Source organism: Mycobacterium sp., from assembly GCF_035274705.1.
Classification (GTDB): domain Bacteria; phylum Actinomycetota; class Actinomycetes; order Mycobacteriales; family Mycobacteriaceae; genus Mycobacterium.
The window spans coordinates 1-15,269 of record NZ_DATENY010000116.1 but is presented as its reverse complement, the minus strand read 5'-3'; the positions used below and the strand labels follow the sequence as shown (position 1 = coordinate 15,269).

Genomic DNA, 15,269 nt, shown 5'->3' with positions numbered 1-15,269 from the left:
TCACGCTGGGCCACACCCATCGCATCGAGCAGCTCACCATCCGCCAAACCTTCGAACACATGTTTGATTATCCCGAAACCAAACGCCTCCCCGCCACCACCAACCGCCAACCTGTGAATGAAAACGCGACTGGGGATAACTGGGACCTTTGGCCCCGCCGCAGGGCCCGCTGGCCCTATCGACCGCCCCCCGAATGCGACGACGATCGGAGCATGACGTCGTTAACAGACCAACCTGTGGTCGAACTCAACGAGGACGAAAGCTGGAAGCTGTTGTCCAGCCTCGCGCTGGGGCGGCTCGTCACCATCCTCGGTGGCCGAGCCGAGATCTTCCCGGTCAATTTCGTCGTGCAGCACCGAACTCTGCTGTTCCGTACTGCCGAAGGCACCAAGCTGTTGAGCGCCATCATGAACAACCAGGTGGTGTTCGAGGCCGACGACCACACCGTCGCGGAGGCCTGGAGCGTCGTCGTACGTGGCACCGCGCGGGTGCTGACGACCACCTCCGAAATCCACAATGCTGAGCGTGCCGGGCTTTACCCGTGGATCGCGACGGAAAAGTTGCGGTTTGTCCGCATCACGCCGACCGACGTCAGTGGCAGGCGGTTCATCTTCGGGCCAGAGCCGGACCGCGGCGGCGTCCCCGGCTGACTACGCCCAGTAGGACTACACCCAGTACGGCACACGCGCTCGGTACTGGCGCATCGCGAACGCCGCCAGCACCCAGCCGATGACAGTCAACGCAATCACGACCAGCCAGTGCCGCAACTCCTGATCGGCGCCCAGCAGCGGCGCCCGCACGATGTCGAGGTAATGCAGCAGCGGGTTGAGCTCGATGATCTTGGCGTATGAACCCGCGCCTTGCTGCTGCAGGGTGGCCTCGTTCCAGATGATCGGCGTCATGAAGAACAGCAGCTGCACCAACGAGAACAACAGCGGGCTGATGTCGCGGTAGCGGGTGGCCAGGATGCCGAAACACAGTGATACCCAGACACAGTTCAACACGATCAGGCCCAGGGCCGGGATGACCGCGAGGTCCGTCCACTTCCACGGTTTCGGGAAGATGATCGCGATGATCACGAAGATGATGATGTTGTGGGCGAACAGGATCATCTGCCGCCACACGAGCCGATAGACGTGCACGGAAAGCGGCGTCGGAAGCTGTTTGATCAAGCCCTCGTTCGCAACGAACACGTCGGCGCCCTCGAGAATCGAGGCGTTGATCAGATTCCAGATGATCAGCCCGAGGGTGATATAGGGCAGATGCTCGGCGAGCGGCAGTTTGAACAGCTTCGAGTACAGCAACCCCATCGCGACCGCCGTGGCACCCGTCGCGATCGTGATCCAGAACGGCCCCAGCACCGAGCGGCGGTAGCGCTGCTTGATGTCCTGCCAGCCCAGGTGCAGCCAGAGCTCGCGCTTGGCGAACCCCGCCGCCAGGTCGCTCCACGCGCGGCTCATCGTCTTCGATTGAGCGGCAGCGTCGGTGAACGTCATCGGCCGAACCTTTCGCGTCGTCCCATCCGCCGCAAACGGACCCACTCCATCAATCCCGCCGGATCGCGCCTCGACACCAGGAAGAACCAGCCGAATCGAATCCACTCCTGCGGCAACAACTTCCGCAGACCCGGCTGCGAAAGGAGATAGCCGCGATTGCGGTAGGTGAAGAACCGTTTGGTTTCGTCGTCCGGATACTGGGTGTGCATCCTCCCGCCGAGGATCGGTTTGAATTCGTCACCACCCTGCGGATGTAGATACACCGCGTCCAAGCAGGTGCCGAACGGTAAACCCGAACGAACCAGCCGACGATGCAGTTCGACTTCGTCCCCGCGCACGAACAACCGAAGGTCCGGAACGCCGATCGCCTCCAGCGTCGACGCGCGAAACAACGCCCCGTTGAACAGCGATGCGATGCCCGGAAGCAAATCCGAAGCGCCGGTTCGTAATTCGGAAACGTGCCGCCGCCACACCAGTCCGCGCCGCAACGGAAACGCCAGCCGCGACGGATCGGCCATGTCGCACACCATCGGCGACACCTCAGCCAGCCTATGGTTCGAAGCGCAGCCGAGCAGCGTGCCCAGCACCGCCGCATCCTGCGGGCGCCCGTCGTCGTCGGCCAGCCACACCCAATCGGCGCCCAATGCCAATGCATGCAGCATGCCGAGCGCAAAACCGCCTGCACCACCGAGATTTCGGCGAGACGACAGGTACGTCGTCGGGACAGATTGACTACTCACTATGTCGCGGACACGTGAGTCGTTGTCGTTGTCGACGACCACCAGATGATCCGGCGCACGGGTCTGGGCCGAAACCGCGTCGAGTGACTTCGCGAGGTCGTCGGGACGCCGATGCGTGACCACCACGGCGTAAACCGTCTCAGTCATCGGGCAATGCTGTCTGCTCTTCGCGCGTGGCGCTCATCGTCGTTGCAGACCAGTCGCCTCGGTGCTCCTCGAGGACCTCTCGCACGTGTCGGGCGGCGTCCTCACCCTCATACGCACGCACGACGTCCTCGATGCCGCCGGTCATCTTGATGGTGCCGTGGTCGATCCAGATCGCGGTCTTGCACAGCCGTGCCAGAAATTCGTTGGAGTGGCTGGCGAACACGAGGATGCCGGAGCGCTCGACGAGGCCCTGCAGCCGCGCCTGAGCCTTCTTCAGGAAATCGGCGTCCACCGCGCCAATTCCTTCATCCAAAAGCAGGATCTCGGGGTCGATGCTCGTCACGACGCCCATCGCCAGCCGTACCCGCATCCCGGAGGAGTAGGTGCGCAGTGGCATCGACAGGTACTCGCCCAGTTCGGTGAACTCCGCGATCTCGTCGACCTTGGCCAGCATCTGCTTGCGCGTCTGACCGAGGAAGAGCCCGCGGATGATGATGTTCTCGAAGCCGGAGATCTCAGGGTCCATGCCGACGCCGAGATCGAACACGGGCGCCACCCGGCCAGTCACCGTCGCGACGCCGCGGGTGGGCTCATAGATGCCCGAAAGTAGCCGCAGCAACGTCGATTTGCCTGCACCGTTGTGGCCGACAAGACCCACCCGGTCGCCGAGTTCGAGCGACATGGTGATATCCCGCAACGCCTCGATGACGACGACGTTGTCGGAGTTGCGTCCGATGGCGCCGCCGGCCTTGCCGAGGAACGCCTTCTTCAACGACCGCGTCTTGGCGTCGAAGATGGGAAACTCCACCCACGCGTTACGCGTCTCGATGTGGGGGTGAGAAGGACTAGCCACAAAAGCCCTTATAGATACTGCCCGGTCCCCGGGCCGCCCCGCTGTCCCGGCGCGGCCACCCCGGGCGGCAATTGCCGCATCTGCTCGAGCTGCTGACGGGCGGCCATCTGTTGGGCGAACAGCGCTGTCTGGATGCCGTGGAACAGGCCTTCGAGCCAGCCAACGAGCTGAGCCTGTGCGATGCGCAGTTCGGCATCCGACGGGACGGCGTCCTCAGTGAACGGCAGGGTCAGCCGTTCGAGCTCCTCGCGCAGTTCGGGTGCCAGTCCGTCTTCGAGCTCGCGGATGCTGGTGCGGTGGATGTCGCGCAGCCGGTTGCGGCTGGCGTCGTCAAGCGGCGCGGCCCGCACCTCCTCGAGCAACTGCTTGATCATTGTGCCGATCCGCATCACCTTCGCCGGCTGCTCGACGAGGTCGGTCAGCGACTTGCCCTCGCTGTCTTCGTCCTCGACGGCGCTAGCCTCGCCGTTGATGATTTCGATGTTGTCGTCGTCGGTGTTCGCCGTCATACCCTCTTGCATTCCCTGTTTACGCCGTCCTATGGGTGGGTCCCGCGCCATTCGTAGATGCGGGCCTCGCCGTTGTCGTAGATCTTCTCCCACGACCGCGACCTATCTAGCGACACTAGCCCGTCGGGCATGACGAACCCGCGGACCACCGGTGTGCTGGTCACCACGTAGCGGATGTTGAGCGCCTTGACCGCCTCGGCGACCCGCGGATCGCTATCGGCGTCGTCGGCGTACGCCCAGAAGATGAAGCGGTGATAGCCCGGCCCCTGCTGGACGGGATAGTCGTAGTGCGTCCACAGCGGATGCAGCCCGGTGACCGCGTATATCCAGGCCGTCCCGTCGGTGTTCGCGTCGCCGATCAAGGTGTCGCGTGCGCCGGGCAGCGTCGCCAGATACGCCCATGCCTCCAAGTCCTTCTTGTCGACCATTACCCGGTCGTACTTCTCGCCGAACAAGAACTGCGCCCGCGGCATGTACGCAATCCCAATGCCGAGGCTCACGGCCACACATATGGCCGCGGTGGCCGCATACCAGACCTTGGGGCTACCCCGGTCGACCAGCCGGCGCACACCCGCGACCGCAACCGACGCCAGCGTGAACACCGCGATGCCGACCGCCGCCGTGAGCAGCATGGTCACCACCGCCGACAACCGACGCGGGTCGCTGTAGAACAGGTCGGCGAACTTACCGGTGAGCGCGCCGATCGGACCCAATCCGAACGGCGCGGACGAATGCACGATCGCCACGACCAGCGCCAGCCACACCACCAACGGCCACCAGATCCGGCGGACCAGCAGGATGATCGCGCCGATCGCGGCCAGGATGATCAGCACCCACTGGATCGGGAAGTCGTTGAGGTGGCGGGTGTGCTGCACGACCGCGTCGATCAGCCCGCGCTTCTTGCCCTCGTGTGTGACGAACGCGTGCCCGGCGATGATCTCTGCTTGCCGCAGCACACCGAGAAACTGCGGCAGCAGCAGCGCCACCGTCGGGATCGCGATGAGCAGCAGGGCGACGAAGTCGGCGATGCGGCCCCGAACAGGACGCCATAGCGCGTCGAACAGCCACCACGCCACTACGAACATGACGGTCACGACGCCGCCGGTGATGTGGACGGAGAACACGCCCAGTAGTGCCAGCACCGCCAACGGGATGCGGTCGCGGTGCCGCAGCGCAGAGACGGTCAGCACCATGGTCGGCACAGCGATGCCATATGCGGCGAGGTTGGGCATCGATGCGGTGTCGAACTCGATGTAGGGAATGGCGGTGAACGACGCGGACAGTGCGGCGGCGGTGGCCGCGGCGCCCGCCGTGCGCCACTCGTCAGTTCGCGTTCGCAGCACCTGCCAGGTCAGTGTCGCGGCGCTGACCGGGAACAGCCAGATGGCCGCGGCCAGGGAATTCAGGGTGTACGCAGTCGTCGGCGCGGCGCCGGTGAGCTGGCTGAAAATCGCCGCGAGCGCGTGAAAGGTCGACGGGTAATACAGCGCCTCGTGGGTCTCGACGTTGCGCAGCTCGCCCATGTGCGTGGGTGACGCCTGGCCCGTGTCGACGATGAAGCGAACGGTGTTGGCGTGCCACACGGCATCCCAGTTACTCGGAATGGACTGCCAATGGGGTATGCCGCGAATGGCGGCGATCGCGATCAACAAGGCGCCGAGCAGCACGCCGGCAGCGACGAGCAGCGCGGGGCCGCGCGAAGCGGCCCGCGCCTCGGCGTCGACGTCGCGATAGCGGCCGAGCACCACCCGCAAACCGAGCGCGACAGCGGTCACCAAGGCGAGAGCAAACAACGCCGTCCACGCGTTCCACGGAATGCCGAGTGCGCCGAAAGGAATGATCGCCAACGCGACGACGCCGTAGGTCAGTGGCGGCCCCAACGCGATGGCGGTCGGCCAAGTTAGCCGACCGACACGTGCGATGATTGCCCCGGGGACCACTAGCAACAACAGCGCAATTAGCACTCCGAACCCCAAGCTCACTGGACTAGTATGGCTGCCCAGGTGACCCGGTCCGAGCACGGCGGTGGCTGTCGAGATGCAGAGCCGGGCATCCACCAAAATCGTGTCGGTTTGTGGATTTCACTGACGCTCTAAGGTGGGCTGGCATGGCATACGACGTCGCCCGGGTGCGCGGTTTGCACCCGTCATTAGGCGATGGATGGGTGCATTTCGACGCGCAGAACGGCATGCTGCTGCCGGACGCCGTTTCGAGGGCCGTATCCACCGCCTTCCGCGGTTCGATGCCCACGCCAGTCGGACCGCATCCGTCGGCGCAGCGCAGTGCCGCGGTGCTGGCCGCCGCGCGCCAGGCCGTGGCCGACCTGGTCAACGCCGACCCGCGCGGCGTCGTGCTCGGCGCCGACCGTGCGATCTTGCTGACGTCACTGTCCGACGCGTCGTCCGCGCGGGTCGGGCTCGGCTACGAGGTCGTGGTGACCCGGCTGGACGACGAGGCCAACATCGCGCCGTGGTTGCGCGCCGCGAATCGTTATGGCGCCAAGGTGAAGTGGGCCGAGGTCGACATCGAGACCGGTGAGCTGCCGACCTGGCAGTGGGAGGGCCTGATCACCCGGCCCACCCGGCTGGTCGCAATCACTTCGGCCTCTTCGACATTGGGCACTGTCACCGAGCTGCGCGCGGTGACGAAGCTGGTGCACGATGTCGGCGGGCTCGTGGTGGTCGACCATTCTTCGGCCGCGCCGTACCGGCTGATCGACATCGATGAGATCGACGCTGACGTGGTCGCATTGAATGCGATGGCATGGGGTGGTCCGCCGATCGGCGCGCTGGTGTTCCGTGACCCTTCGCTGATCGACTCGTTCTCCTCGGTGTCGCTGAACCCGTACGCCACCGGACCCGCCCGGTTGGAGGTAGGCGCACACCAGTTCGGTTTGCTCGCGGGCGTGGTGGCCAGCATCGAGTACTTGGCCTCGCTCGATGAGTCGGCACATGGGTCGCGGCGCGAAAGACTAGGTGTCTCAATGCAATCGGCGGCTTCATACATGAGCAGGTTGTTCGACTATCTGTTGAGCTCGCTGCGCTCGCTGCCCGCGATAATGGTCATCGGCAGGCCGGAGGTACGGATCCCAGTACTGAGTTTCGCGGTCAGCGACGTCCCCGCCGAACGTGTGGTGCAGCGGCTTGCCGACAACGGCATCCTGGCCATCTCCAACGCGAGCTCGCGCGTCCTGGATGTCATCGGCGTCAACGACATCGGCGGCGCCGTGACGGTCGGGCTTGCGCATTACACCTCGACGGCAGAGGTGGACCAGCTCGTGCGTACGCTCGCGTCGCTGGGTTGACCTGTCGGCTCAGCCGATGGGTTAATCCGCAACGCGCAGAAGGACTTTCCCGGCCACCTCACCCGAGGACAGCAGCTCATGTGCGGCCCGGGCCTGGTCGATGGGGAATTCCGCGCCGATGATCGGACGCACTTGGCCGTCGGCGATCATCGGCCACACGTTGGCGACCACCTGGGTGCAGATCTCGGTCTTGCCGGCGGGTCCGTCTGTCGGCCGCGACCGCAGTGCCGTGGCGATCACTCCGGCGCGCTTGCCGAGGAGCTTGCCGATACTGAGTTCACCCTTGACGCCGCCCTGCATCCCGATGATGACCAACCGGCCGTCGGCGGCAAGCGCGTCGACGTTTCGGGCGAGGTAGGAGGCGCCCATGATGTCGAGGATCACGTCGGCGCCGCCTTCGCTGCGCACCCGCTCGACAAAGTCCTCGTCGCGGTAGTTGATGGTGATCTCGGCGCCGAGCTCGGCGCACAGGTCGAGTTTGTTCTGCGATCCCGCGGTGACCGCCACTCGGGCGCCGAGTGCGCGCGCCACCTGGATCGCGTGGGTGCCGATGCCGCTCGCTCCACCATGGATCAACACCAACTGGCCGGCGGACAGATGCGCCGTCATGACCAGGTTGGACCACACCGTGCACGCCACCTCGGGTAGCCCAGCGGCGTGGTGCATGGACACATCGTTGGGAATCGGCATGACCTGCCCAGCAGGGACCGCGACGAACTCCGCGTAACCCCCGCCCGCCAGCAAAGCACAGGCATGTTGCCCCGCAGACCACCCGTCGACGCCCTCACCGACCGCCGAGATGGTCCCGGAGACCTCCAGGCCGAGGGTCTCGCTGGCGCCGGGCGGGGGCGGATACAGGCCCGCTGCCTGTAACAGATCCGCGCGGTTCACCCCTGCGGTGTTAACCCTGATGAGCACCTCGCCGTGTCGAGGGGTGATGTCGGGAGATTCTTGCCAGGTGAGTTGATCGGCGTTCTCGGCCACGATCGTGCGCATGCAACTAACGCTACTATCCAGCAAAAAGTGTTGGAATTTCCGTCCCGCAGCAATGCCGGGAGGCATTACCATGGCGAGATGGAGGGGATAATTGCCGGGCGTACCGCAAGTGATATGCCCGGCCTGGATATTGCTGAACAGAGGTCGTGGCAAAACTTCCTCGACTCGGCACTGCGGTTGTACGCGACCCTGAACCGGTCGCTGGTGGACGCCCATCATCTGACACTCAATGATGTGCGGCTGCTCGACATGCTGGACAAGTCCGCGACCGGCTCGGCGCGTATGGGAGATCTCGCCGATGGTCTGATGTCACTGCCAAGCCGGGTGACCCGGCAGATCCGCCGGCTGGAGCTGCAGGGCCTCGTACGTCGCGGCGCCAGCCCCGACGACGGCCGGGGTGTGCTTGCATCGATCACCGACGAGGGCCGCAAGGCGGTGAGCGAGGCGATGCTGACCTACGGCCAGGGGGTGCGCACGCATTTCCTCGGCAGGTTGTCACGCGCGCAGATCGCTGCGATGGGGGAGAACTGCCGGCGGATCAGCGTGGGTCTGAAGACGGAGACACCGCCGGCGAAGCTCGGCCGCGTCTAGGCCGTACTCTTGTCGGCGGTGGCGTGGCAGAGCGGCCTAATGCACTCGCCTTGAAAGCGAGAGACGGCTAAAACCGTCCGGGGGTTCAAATCCCTCCGCCACCGCTGTGTGGCGGCGTCACCGCATAGCGCGGGCCAACGCCTGAACGCCCGTCTCGATCTGTGACTCGGTGAGATTGGCGTAGCCGAGCATCAGGCCCGGCGGCGCCGCATCCGGCTCGGCGTAGCACGGCGCCAGCGGGTCCACCCGTACCCGCATCTCAGCGGCCCGCCGCACCACCTCGTCGATCGGACATCCGTCCGGAAACCGCACCGTCAGGTGGACGCCGGCCGCGGCGCCGAGCACCTCGGCTTTCGGTAGATTTTGAGACAGGGCCCTTAGCAACGTGTTTCGCCGTGTCAAGTAGCGCCGTCGCATCTGGCGCAGGTGCCGGTCGTATCCGCCGGAGGTCAGCAGTTGAGCGAAGGCCATCTGGTCCATCACGGAGCTGCCGGTGTCGGCCAGGCCCTTCGCCAACGCGACCGCGTCGACCAGATGCGCGGGCAGCACCATCCAGCCGATGCGAAGCCCAGGCGCCAGCGTCTTACTTGTCGAACCCACATAGACCACGCGGTCGGGCGCGACGCCTTGCAGCGCTCCAACTGGGGCGCGGTCGTAGCGGTATTCGGCGTCGTAGTCGTCCTCGATGACGAGGCGACCGCCCCGCGCCCACTCAAGCAACTGCGTGCGGCGCGCGGCGGACAGCACAACGCCCGTCGGCGATTGATGGGCCGGAGTGGCCAGCACCGCCGTCGCGTCGCTATCCGCCAATGTGGCGATATCCAGGCCGTCGTCGTCGACTGGAACTGGAACTGGCTCGATTCCGTTGTGCCGCAGCACCATCCGGTGCAACCAAAAGCCGGGGTCCTCCATCGCGAACGTCTCATCCCGAAGCACGGACGCCAGCAGGGCGATTGCCTGCGTCGCCCCCGAGCACAGCACGATGTGCCGCGGGTCGGCGAGTACGCCGCGGGTACGTCGCAGATAATCCGCGACGGCAACGCGGGCGGTGTCCAGTCCCTGCGGCGCGACGTATCCGAACGCGTGCGATTCGATTTCCGCGAGCCCTTGCCGCAGGGCCCGCAGCCATGCATGCCGCGGAAAGCTGCCGAGATCCGGTGAGCTCGGGGCGAAATCGATGTCGAACTGCTTGGCGGCCTCACTGCCGTCGGGCTCTTCGGCGTTCGCGGTGTCAACCGTCGCGACACGGGTCCCGGAACCATGCCTGGTGTGCAGAAACCCCTCGGCGCCCAGCTGGCTGTAGGCATCGACGACAAGCCTGCGTGAGACACCGAGGTCGGCCGCCAGCACCCGGGTCGACGGCAGCCGGGTCCGCGGCGCCAGGCGGCCGGTGCGGATCGCGTCGCGCAGACCGTTGGCGAGCTGACGGTGTAGAGGTTCGCGACCGCTGCGATCCAGCTCGACCAGCAGCTCCGGACCGGAAGTGGTACCCGAAATCGTCATAAGAGTGGAGCCTGTCTGGGGGCCATTAACGAATTACCGTGAAGGTATGTCAACGACACCCACACGCACAAGATCCCGCTTCGTCGAGGTGACCCTGATCGCGTTCGGGGTGTACTCGGTGCTGCTCGGCCTGTTCATGATGGTCGCCCCGGGACCGTTCTTCGACACGCTCGGCGAGTTCGGCGCCCGCAACGACCACTACATCTTCGACAACGCGACGTTCGAGCTGCCGCTTGGCCTGCTGCTGCTGGCCGCGGCCCGTTGGCCGTCGTGGCGAGTGCCCGCATTGGCGTTCGCGACGCTGCACTGGGCCCTGCATGCGCTCAGCCACATCATCGATACCCACCACGCCGCCGGCCAACAGGTGGGCTTTCTGGAGTTCGCAGGTCTCGCGGTGGTTACGGTGATCCTGGCAATCGCGTTGCGCGTCAGCATAATTGGGGAGAAAAGCTGATGCGGGTATTAGTGGCTGGTGCGACCAGCGTGCCTGGAATCCCGCTGCTGCAGGAACTGAACGCCCGCGGCCATGACGTCGTCGGCCTGACCCGCCGGCCCGGCAAGACCGCGCAGATCGAACAGGCCGGAGCCAAGCCCGTGGTGGCTGACGTATTCAACGCCAAGGAGATCGAGTCAGTCGTCGCCGACATTGCACCCGAGGTGGTCGTCAGTCTGCTGACCACGCTGCCGAAGCGTGGACCGATGCGCATCCGCGACTTCAACCCGGCGAAGGAATTGTGGAGTCGTGGCGCGCCCAATCTGGTTGCCGCCGCGCAAAAGGCCGGTGTGCGCAGGGTCGTCGCGGAGTCGGTGGTCTTCGCCTACGGTTACCCGACGAGCGGGCCTGCCATCGTCGACGAGACGGACCCATATCCCGGTCCGCCCCCACCTGGCGGTGAGGAGATGTTGGCGGCGCTGCGCGGCATGGAGCGGATCGTCCTGACGTCCGGCGAGCACAGCGACACCGAGGGAATCGTGTTGCGCTACGGCGTTTTCTACGGCCCGGGTGTGCCGCATACCGAGATGTTCACCCGTCTCGTGAAGTGGTGGGCGATGCCGGCCGTCACCGGCAACGGAATCGTCTCGTGGGTGCACATCGACGATGTCACGAAGGCGACGGCCGACGCGGTTGAGCGGGGGCGCGGCGGGCAGATGTACAACATCGTCGACGACCGGCCGCAGTCGTTCGGCGACTACATCCGGGAGCTCGCTGCAAACCTGAACAGGCCACGCCCGCTGCCGTTCCCCCGCAGGTTGTTCGGCTTGGTCGCGCCGTACGGGGCAATCGCTTTCGGTGATACCTGGTTGCCGCTGTCCAACGCGAAGGCCAAGGCTGAACTGGGGTGGACGCCTATTCGCCGGTGAAGTTCGGCGGTCGTTTCTCGAACATCGCAGTAATGCCCTCGGTCAGATCCTTCGACGGCAGGAACGCGGCGTTCCACGCGGCGACGTAGCGCAGGCTCTCCGAGACCCGGGCGATGCGCTGCTGATCCAACACGTCCTTGACGCCGTTTACGGTCAGTGGCGGATTGGCCGCGATCTCGGCTGCGGTCCGATGTGCCGCCGCCAACGACGCCTCGGCGTCGGCGTACACATCGTTGACGAGGCCGATCTTCTCGGCGCGCGCGGCGTCGATGTCCTTGCCCGTCAACGCCAATTCGCGCAGGTGCCCGTCGTTCAGGATCAGCGGCAGCCGCGCGAGACTGCCCACGTCGGCGACCATCGCAAGCTTGACCTCACGCACGGAGAACTTGGCGTCGGCGCTGGCGTAGCGGATGTCGACCGCCGAGATCAGGTCCACCCCACCGCCGATGCACCAGCCGTGCACCGACGCGATGGTGGGGGTGCGGCAGTCTGCGACGGCAGTGATCGCCCCCTGCATCCGCAGGACGGTCTGGTGGAAGTCCGCGCGAGGCCGCGCCGAACCGCCGCCATTCAGCACGCCGGTCAGCGAGCCGCCCATGGCGGGCAAGTCGAGGCCGTAGCTGAAGTTCTTGCCTGAGCCGGTCAACACGATCGCCCGGACCGCGTGGTCGGCGTCGAGCTTGGCGAACACCTCGGGCATCTCCGCCCAGAACGCGGGCCCCATCGCGTTGCCCTTGCCGGGTCCGACCAGCGTCACCTGTGCGACGTGGCCCTCGATGTCCACGGTGACGGATTCATACGCTCGGTCTTCCTGGCCCATGGCCAGTAAGGCTAGCCACTCACCTCGGCGGCGTACCCATCAGCACCTCGCTGACGGTCGCCTTCGGAAGGAACTGGCACGCGGCTTCGGCAAGCATCTGTCCGATGCCTTCACCGTTAGGGCCGAGAGGGTTGTTCTCTTTAGCCAGGATCGCGCGAATGACCGCCAGCCGTGTCGCTTCGTCGAGGCCGTTGAACTCCTTGCATGTCATCGTCTCGGCATTGGGGGGTGGCGGTACCACCGGAACGTCGGTGTTCTTGGGAAAACTTGGTATCGGAATGTTCGGTATCGGGATCCCTGGCAACCCGGGCATCGTCGTCGTCGGAACTCGCGGAGCGGAAGTGATCGGCGGCCCGGGCTGCGTCGTCATGGCGACGGTGCCGGTTGTCGTGCGCTCGCAGCCGGTCGCCAAGCTCACCAGGATCAGCGCAGCGGCGGCTGTAATCCGCACATTCGTCTTCACATCGTGAACGATATGCGCAAGCGAGTCGTAGCGTGAGCACCATGCCCGACGACCTGCGGCCTGGACCCGATTCACCACCCACCGACGAACTTCAATGCGCCGAGGCGACCCTGGCCGTTCTCGAGCACGTGCTGCATGGCATCGCCAAAGACGACGAATCGAAGCAGACGCCGTGCCGCGAATTCGACGTCGCCGGACTCACCGACCATTTGATGAACTCCATCACCGTCATCGGCGGTGCCGCAGGCGCTGAGTTCCCGGAGCGCGACCGGAGCGACTCCGTGGAGCAGCAGGTCATTCTCGCAGCACGGCCGGCGTTGGATGCGTGGCATCAGCGTGGCTTGGACGGCACCGTCACAGCGGGCACGAACGAGGCGCCGGCCAAGATCATGGCGGGCATCCTGTCGCTCGAATTCCTGGTTCACGCTTGGGATTACGCGAAGGCAACCGGACGTGAAGTGAACGCGCCGGACTCGTTGTCGGACTACGTGCTGGGGCTGGCGCACAACATCATCACGCCGCAGGGCCGTACCGGTGTCGGGTTCGACGACCCGATCGACGTGGCCGCCGATGCCGGCGCGCTGGAACGGCTGATCGCCTACACCGGTCGCAAACCGAGCTAGCCGCGGTTCCAGCCGCGGGCGAACTCGAGGAAGGCGTCGTTCTCGTGCGGCGCGGCGACGGTGACCCGCACGCCGTCATCGCCGTAGGGCCGGACGATGATGCGGCTGTTCGCCGAGTCGTTGGCGAATTCCTGGGCCCGGCCAGGCAGCGGCAGCCAGACGAAGTTCGCCTGCGACGGCGGGACGGTGTACCCCGCCTCGCGAAGGGCCGCGGTGACTCGGGCACGTTCGGCGACGACGGCGTCGGTGCGGGCCAGCAGCTCATCGGCGGCGTCCAGCGATGCGATGGCCGCAGCCTGGGAGATGCTCGTAGCGGTGAACGGCACGTAGACCTTGCCGAGTGCGGTGATGATGTCAGGGTCGGCGACGGCGTATCCGATCCGCAGCCCGGCCAGGCCGTAGGCCTTCGAAAACGTCCGCAGCACGACGACATTGCTGTGCTTGCGGACCAGTTCGAAGCTGTCGGGCAGTAGGCCGTCGCGGATGTACTCGACGTAAGCCTCGTCGAGAGCGATGAGGATGTCCGACTGCACGGCCTCGACGAATCGGGCCAGCTTTTCGGGGTCGACGACCGTGCTGGTCGGGTTGTTCGGGTTGCACACGAAGATCAGCCGCGTGCGATCGGTGATCGCGGCGAGCATCGCGTCGAGGTCGTAGGTGTAGTCGGTCAGCGGCACCGGGACGGGCGTCGCTCCGGCTGTGCGGACCTGCAGCGGGTAGATCTCGAAGCTGCGCCAGCCGAACAGCACCTCGTCGCCGACGGTCGACGTGATCTGGATCAACTGCTGGCACAGGCTGACCGAGCCGCAGCCGACGGAGATGTGTTCGGGGGCGAAAGCCCCATTGTCGATGTGCTTGGCCAACTGGTCCTTGAGCTCGACGTAGCCGTTGTCGGGATAGCGGTTGATGCCGTCGGTGGCACTTTCGATCGCGGCGCGGACGCTCGGCAGCGGGCCGTGCACCGTCTCATTGCTCGCGATCTTGATCGCGCCCGGCACGGTCTTGCCCGGCGTGTAGGCGGGCATATCGGCCAGCTCGGGGCGAAGACGGGCGGTCACTTGACCAGTTTATGGGGCGCCCAGCTGCGCTTTGCCTCGCGCCATAGCGCCTGTGTACTCTGTCGGATCGGCGGTAAACGTTCAGGAGGCGTGCCAGAGCGGCCGAATGGGGCTCACTGCTAATGAGTTGTCGCCCTCAAAGGCGACCGGAGGTTCAAATCCTCTCGCCTCCGCCACGGCTGACCCGTCAGCCGACAACTAAACACATGCGCCCGTAGCTCAACGGATAGAGCATCTGACTACGGATCAGAAGGTTGGGAGTTCGAGTCTCTCCGGGCGCGCAACACCATCATCTGGTCCATCGGGCCTGTCCGGTTCAACACCGTCCCGCAGCCACTCGTAGGGCACTCCGGTGCGCAGCGACCAGAGCCGAATGGTTTGAGTGCTCGGTGGTGTGCGGCCGTTGATCCAAGCGCTCACGGTGTTGCGGTGCACATCCAGATAGTCGGCCATGACTTGTACCGACACACCGGCGACCCGCAGCGACTTTCCAAGGCGGTCGGCCAGATCCCACTCTGGGATAGGCAACCCTTCTGTGCTTGTACTCATGGCCTTGATCATGACAGCTGACGTTGCATCACGCAATGCTCACTGCAGACTGTAACCGACACGACATCCACGCCACACCTTCGAATACCCTTGCGATGTGTAATGCACTGTGCAATGGTGTCTCACATGGCGAAGCACACTCCACCCGAAAAACTCATCGGGTCTGCTGAGGTCTGCCGACTTCTCCGCATCAACCAGGCCACCGTCGGCCGCTGGGCGGCATCCGGTCGCCTGGAGCCAGTCCACAAGCTGCCC

The 15,269-nt window shown here is 65.4% G+C and carries 17 protein-coding genes and 3 tRNA genes; 9 read left to right on the top strand and 11 right to left on the bottom strand.

Annotation, left to right across the window (positions count from 1 at the left end; all coding sequences use genetic code 11):
- Positions 1-212: 212 nt before the first annotated feature.
- The gene (locus VJV41_RS24510) at positions 213-650 is read left to right on the top strand and encodes a pyridoxamine 5'-phosphate oxidase family protein (RefSeq protein ID WP_325338129.1); all 438 of its coding nucleotides are present in this window, start codon (positions 213-215) and stop codon (positions 648-650) included.
- A gap of 15 nt (positions 651-665) precedes the next feature.
- Here VJV41_RS24510 and VJV41_RS24505 read toward each other — a convergent pair whose 3' ends face one another.
- From VJV41_RS24505 to VJV41_RS24485, 5 genes are read right to left on the bottom strand one after another with little or no spacing between them, the layout of a single operon-like run.
- The gene (locus VJV41_RS24505; RefSeq protein ID WP_325338127.1) at positions 666-1,496 is read right to left on the bottom strand and encodes an ABC transporter permease; all 831 of its coding nucleotides are present in this window, start codon (positions 1,494-1,496) and stop codon (positions 666-668) included.
- Positions 1,493-2,383, bottom strand: coding sequence for a glycosyltransferase family 2 protein (locus VJV41_RS24500; protein WP_325338125.1), 891 nt, complete (start codon positions 2,381-2,383; stop codon positions 1,493-1,495). The genes VJV41_RS24505 and VJV41_RS24500 overlap by 4 nt, the downstream gene beginning before the upstream one ends.
- Positions 2,376-3,236 (bottom strand): ABC transporter ATP-binding protein, encoded by an 861-nt coding sequence (locus tag VJV41_RS24495; protein ID WP_325338123.1) that lies wholly within the window; start codon positions 3,234-3,236, stop codon positions 2,376-2,378. Before VJV41_RS24495 ends, VJV41_RS24500 begins: the two co-directional genes overlap by 8 nt.
- Positions 3,237-3,244: 8 nt before the next feature.
- Positions 3,245-3,745 (bottom strand): bacterial proteasome activator family protein, encoded by a 501-nt coding sequence (locus VJV41_RS24490; protein ID WP_414685050.1) that lies wholly within the window; start codon positions 3,743-3,745, stop codon positions 3,245-3,247.
- 29 nt (positions 3,746-3,774) lie between these two features.
- Entirely contained in the window at positions 3,775-5,727 is a 1,953-nt protein-coding gene (locus VJV41_RS24485; RefSeq protein ID WP_325338119.1) for a DUF6541 family protein, read from the bottom strand.
- Positions 5,728-5,852: 125 nt separating this feature from the next.
- On the opposite strand from VJV41_RS24485, the gene VJV41_RS24480 reads away from it, so the two are divergent.
- Positions 5,853-7,049, top strand: a complete 1,197-nt coding sequence (locus VJV41_RS24480; protein ID WP_325338117.1) for a cysteine desulfurase-like protein — start codon at positions 5,853-5,855, stop codon at positions 7,047-7,049.
- A 21-nt stretch (positions 7,050-7,070) separates the two neighbouring features.
- On the opposite strand, the gene VJV41_RS24475 is transcribed toward VJV41_RS24480, so the two are convergent.
- A complete protein-coding gene (locus VJV41_RS24475; protein ID WP_325338115.1) occupies positions 7,071-8,045 on the bottom strand; it encodes an NAD(P)H-quinone oxidoreductase in 975 nt (324 codons plus the stop codon).
- A 78-nt stretch (positions 8,046-8,123) separates the two neighbouring features.
- Here VJV41_RS24475 and VJV41_RS24470 point away from each other — a divergent pair, with 78 nt between their 5' ends.
- Both VJV41_RS24470 and VJV41_RS24465 read left to right on the top strand, forming a co-directional pair.
- Positions 8,124-8,636 (top strand): MarR family winged helix-turn-helix transcriptional regulator, encoded by a 513-nt coding sequence (locus VJV41_RS24470; protein ID WP_325338113.1) that lies wholly within the window; start codon positions 8,124-8,126, stop codon positions 8,634-8,636.
- Positions 8,637-8,653: 17 nt separating this feature from the next.
- A tRNA-Ser gene (locus tag VJV41_RS24465) sits at positions 8,654-8,740 on the top strand.
- Between the two features lie 13 nt (positions 8,741-8,753).
- On the opposite strand, the gene VJV41_RS24460 is transcribed toward VJV41_RS24465, so the two are convergent.
- Positions 8,754-10,139, bottom strand: a complete 1,386-nt coding sequence (locus VJV41_RS24460) for a PLP-dependent aminotransferase family protein (protein ID WP_325338111.1) — start codon at positions 10,137-10,139, stop codon at positions 8,754-8,756.
- Between the two features lie 46 nt (positions 10,140-10,185).
- Here VJV41_RS24460 and VJV41_RS24455 point away from each other — a divergent pair, with 46 nt between their 5' ends.
- Positions 10,186-10,593, top strand: a complete 408-nt coding sequence (locus VJV41_RS24455) for a hypothetical protein (protein WP_325338109.1) — start codon at positions 10,186-10,188, stop codon at positions 10,591-10,593.
- Complete coding sequence (locus VJV41_RS24450; RefSeq protein WP_325338107.1) at positions 10,593-11,501, top strand: NAD(P)-dependent oxidoreductase; 909 nt, start codon at positions 10,593-10,595, stop codon at positions 11,499-11,501. The genes VJV41_RS24455 and VJV41_RS24450 overlap by 1 nt, the downstream gene beginning before the upstream one ends.
- On the opposite strand, the gene VJV41_RS24445 is transcribed toward VJV41_RS24450, so the two are convergent.
- Both VJV41_RS24445 and VJV41_RS24440 read right to left on the bottom strand, forming a co-directional pair.
- The gene (locus VJV41_RS24445; protein ID WP_325338105.1) at positions 11,488-12,321 is read right to left on the bottom strand and encodes a crotonase/enoyl-CoA hydratase family protein; all 834 of its coding nucleotides are present in this window, start codon (positions 12,319-12,321) and stop codon (positions 11,488-11,490) included. The two genes, VJV41_RS24450 and VJV41_RS24445, sit on opposite strands and share 14 nt — an antisense overlap.
- A gap of 19 nt (positions 12,322-12,340) precedes the next feature.
- Positions 12,341-12,784, bottom strand: a complete 444-nt coding sequence (locus VJV41_RS24440) for a hypothetical protein (protein ID WP_325338103.1) — start codon at positions 12,782-12,784, stop codon at positions 12,341-12,343.
- Between the two features lie 41 nt (positions 12,785-12,825).
- On the opposite strand from VJV41_RS24440, the gene VJV41_RS24435 reads away from it, so the two are divergent.
- Positions 12,826-13,407: a TIGR03086 family metal-binding protein gene (locus VJV41_RS24435; RefSeq protein WP_325338101.1), complete on the top strand. Its 582-nt coding sequence runs from the start codon at positions 12,826-12,828 to the stop codon at positions 13,405-13,407.
- Here the strand turns inward: VJV41_RS24435 and VJV41_RS24430 are convergent.
- Positions 13,404-14,465: a pyridoxal phosphate-dependent aminotransferase gene (locus VJV41_RS24430; protein ID WP_325338099.1), complete on the bottom strand. Its 1,062-nt coding sequence runs from the start codon at positions 14,463-14,465 to the stop codon at positions 13,404-13,406. The genes VJV41_RS24435 and VJV41_RS24430 overlap by 4 nt on opposite strands.
- A gap of 84 nt (positions 14,466-14,549) precedes the next feature.
- Here VJV41_RS24430 and VJV41_RS24425 point away from each other — a divergent pair.
- Together VJV41_RS24425 and VJV41_RS24420 are read left to right on the top strand one after the other, a co-directional pair.
- Positions 14,550-14,641: transfer RNA gene (locus tag VJV41_RS24425), tRNA-Ser, on the top strand.
- A 32-nt stretch (positions 14,642-14,673) separates the two neighbouring features.
- Positions 14,674-14,746: transfer RNA gene (locus VJV41_RS24420), tRNA-Arg, on the top strand.
- Here the strand turns inward: VJV41_RS24420 and VJV41_RS24415 are convergent.
- Positions 14,712-15,014 carry a helix-turn-helix transcriptional regulator gene (locus tag VJV41_RS24415; protein ID WP_325338097.1) on the bottom strand — a complete coding sequence of 101 codons (303 nt, stop codon included), beginning with the start codon at positions 15,012-15,014 and terminating at the stop codon, positions 14,712-14,714. The genes VJV41_RS24420 and VJV41_RS24415 overlap by 35 nt on opposite strands.
- Positions 15,015-15,269: the final 255 nt, after the last annotated feature.

Excerpts from the sequence above, each read along its gene's own strand:
- VJV41_RS24460 (WP_325338111.1), bottom strand. The coding sequence starts at position 10,139 with ATGACGATTTCGGGTACCACTTCCGGTCCGGAGCTGCTGGTCGAGCTG.
- VJV41_RS24505 (WP_325338127.1), bottom strand. The coding sequence starts at position 1,496 with ATGACGTTCACCGACGCTGCCGCTCAATCGAAGACGATGAGCCGCGCG.
- VJV41_RS24470 (WP_325338113.1), top strand. The coding sequence starts at position 8,124 with ATGGAGGGGATAATTGCCGGGCGTACCGCAAGTGATATGCCCGGCCTG.
- VJV41_RS24490 (WP_414685050.1), bottom strand. The coding sequence starts at position 3,745 with ATGACGGCGAACACCGACGACGACAACATCGAAATCATCAACGGCGAG.
- VJV41_RS24455 (WP_325338109.1), top strand. The coding sequence starts at position 10,186 with ATGTCAACGACACCCACACGCACAAGATCCCGCTTCGTCGAGGTGACC.
- VJV41_RS24475 (WP_325338115.1), bottom strand. The coding sequence starts at position 8,045 with ATGCGCACGATCGTGGCCGAGAACGCCGATCAACTCACCTGGCAAGAA.
- VJV41_RS24445 (WP_325338105.1), bottom strand. The coding sequence starts at position 12,321 with ATGGGCCAGGAAGACCGAGCGTATGAATCCGTCACCGTGGACATCGAG.
- VJV41_RS24480 (WP_325338117.1), top strand. The coding sequence starts at position 5,853 with ATGGCATACGACGTCGCCCGGGTGCGCGGTTTGCACCCGTCATTAGGC.
- VJV41_RS24510 (WP_325338129.1), top strand. The coding sequence starts at position 213 with ATGACGTCGTTAACAGACCAACCTGTGGTCGAACTCAACGAGGACGAA.
- VJV41_RS24450 (WP_325338107.1), top strand. The coding sequence starts at position 10,593 with ATGCGGGTATTAGTGGCTGGTGCGACCAGCGTGCCTGGAATCCCGCTG.
- VJV41_RS24415 (WP_325338097.1), bottom strand. The coding sequence starts at position 15,014 with ATGAGTACAAGCACAGAAGGGTTGCCTATCCCAGAGTGGGATCTGGCC.
- VJV41_RS24500 (WP_325338125.1), bottom strand. The coding sequence starts at position 2,383 with ATGACTGAGACGGTTTACGCCGTGGTGGTCACGCATCGGCGTCCCGAC.
- VJV41_RS24435 (WP_325338101.1), top strand. The coding sequence starts at position 12,826 with ATGCCCGACGACCTGCGGCCTGGACCCGATTCACCACCCACCGACGAA.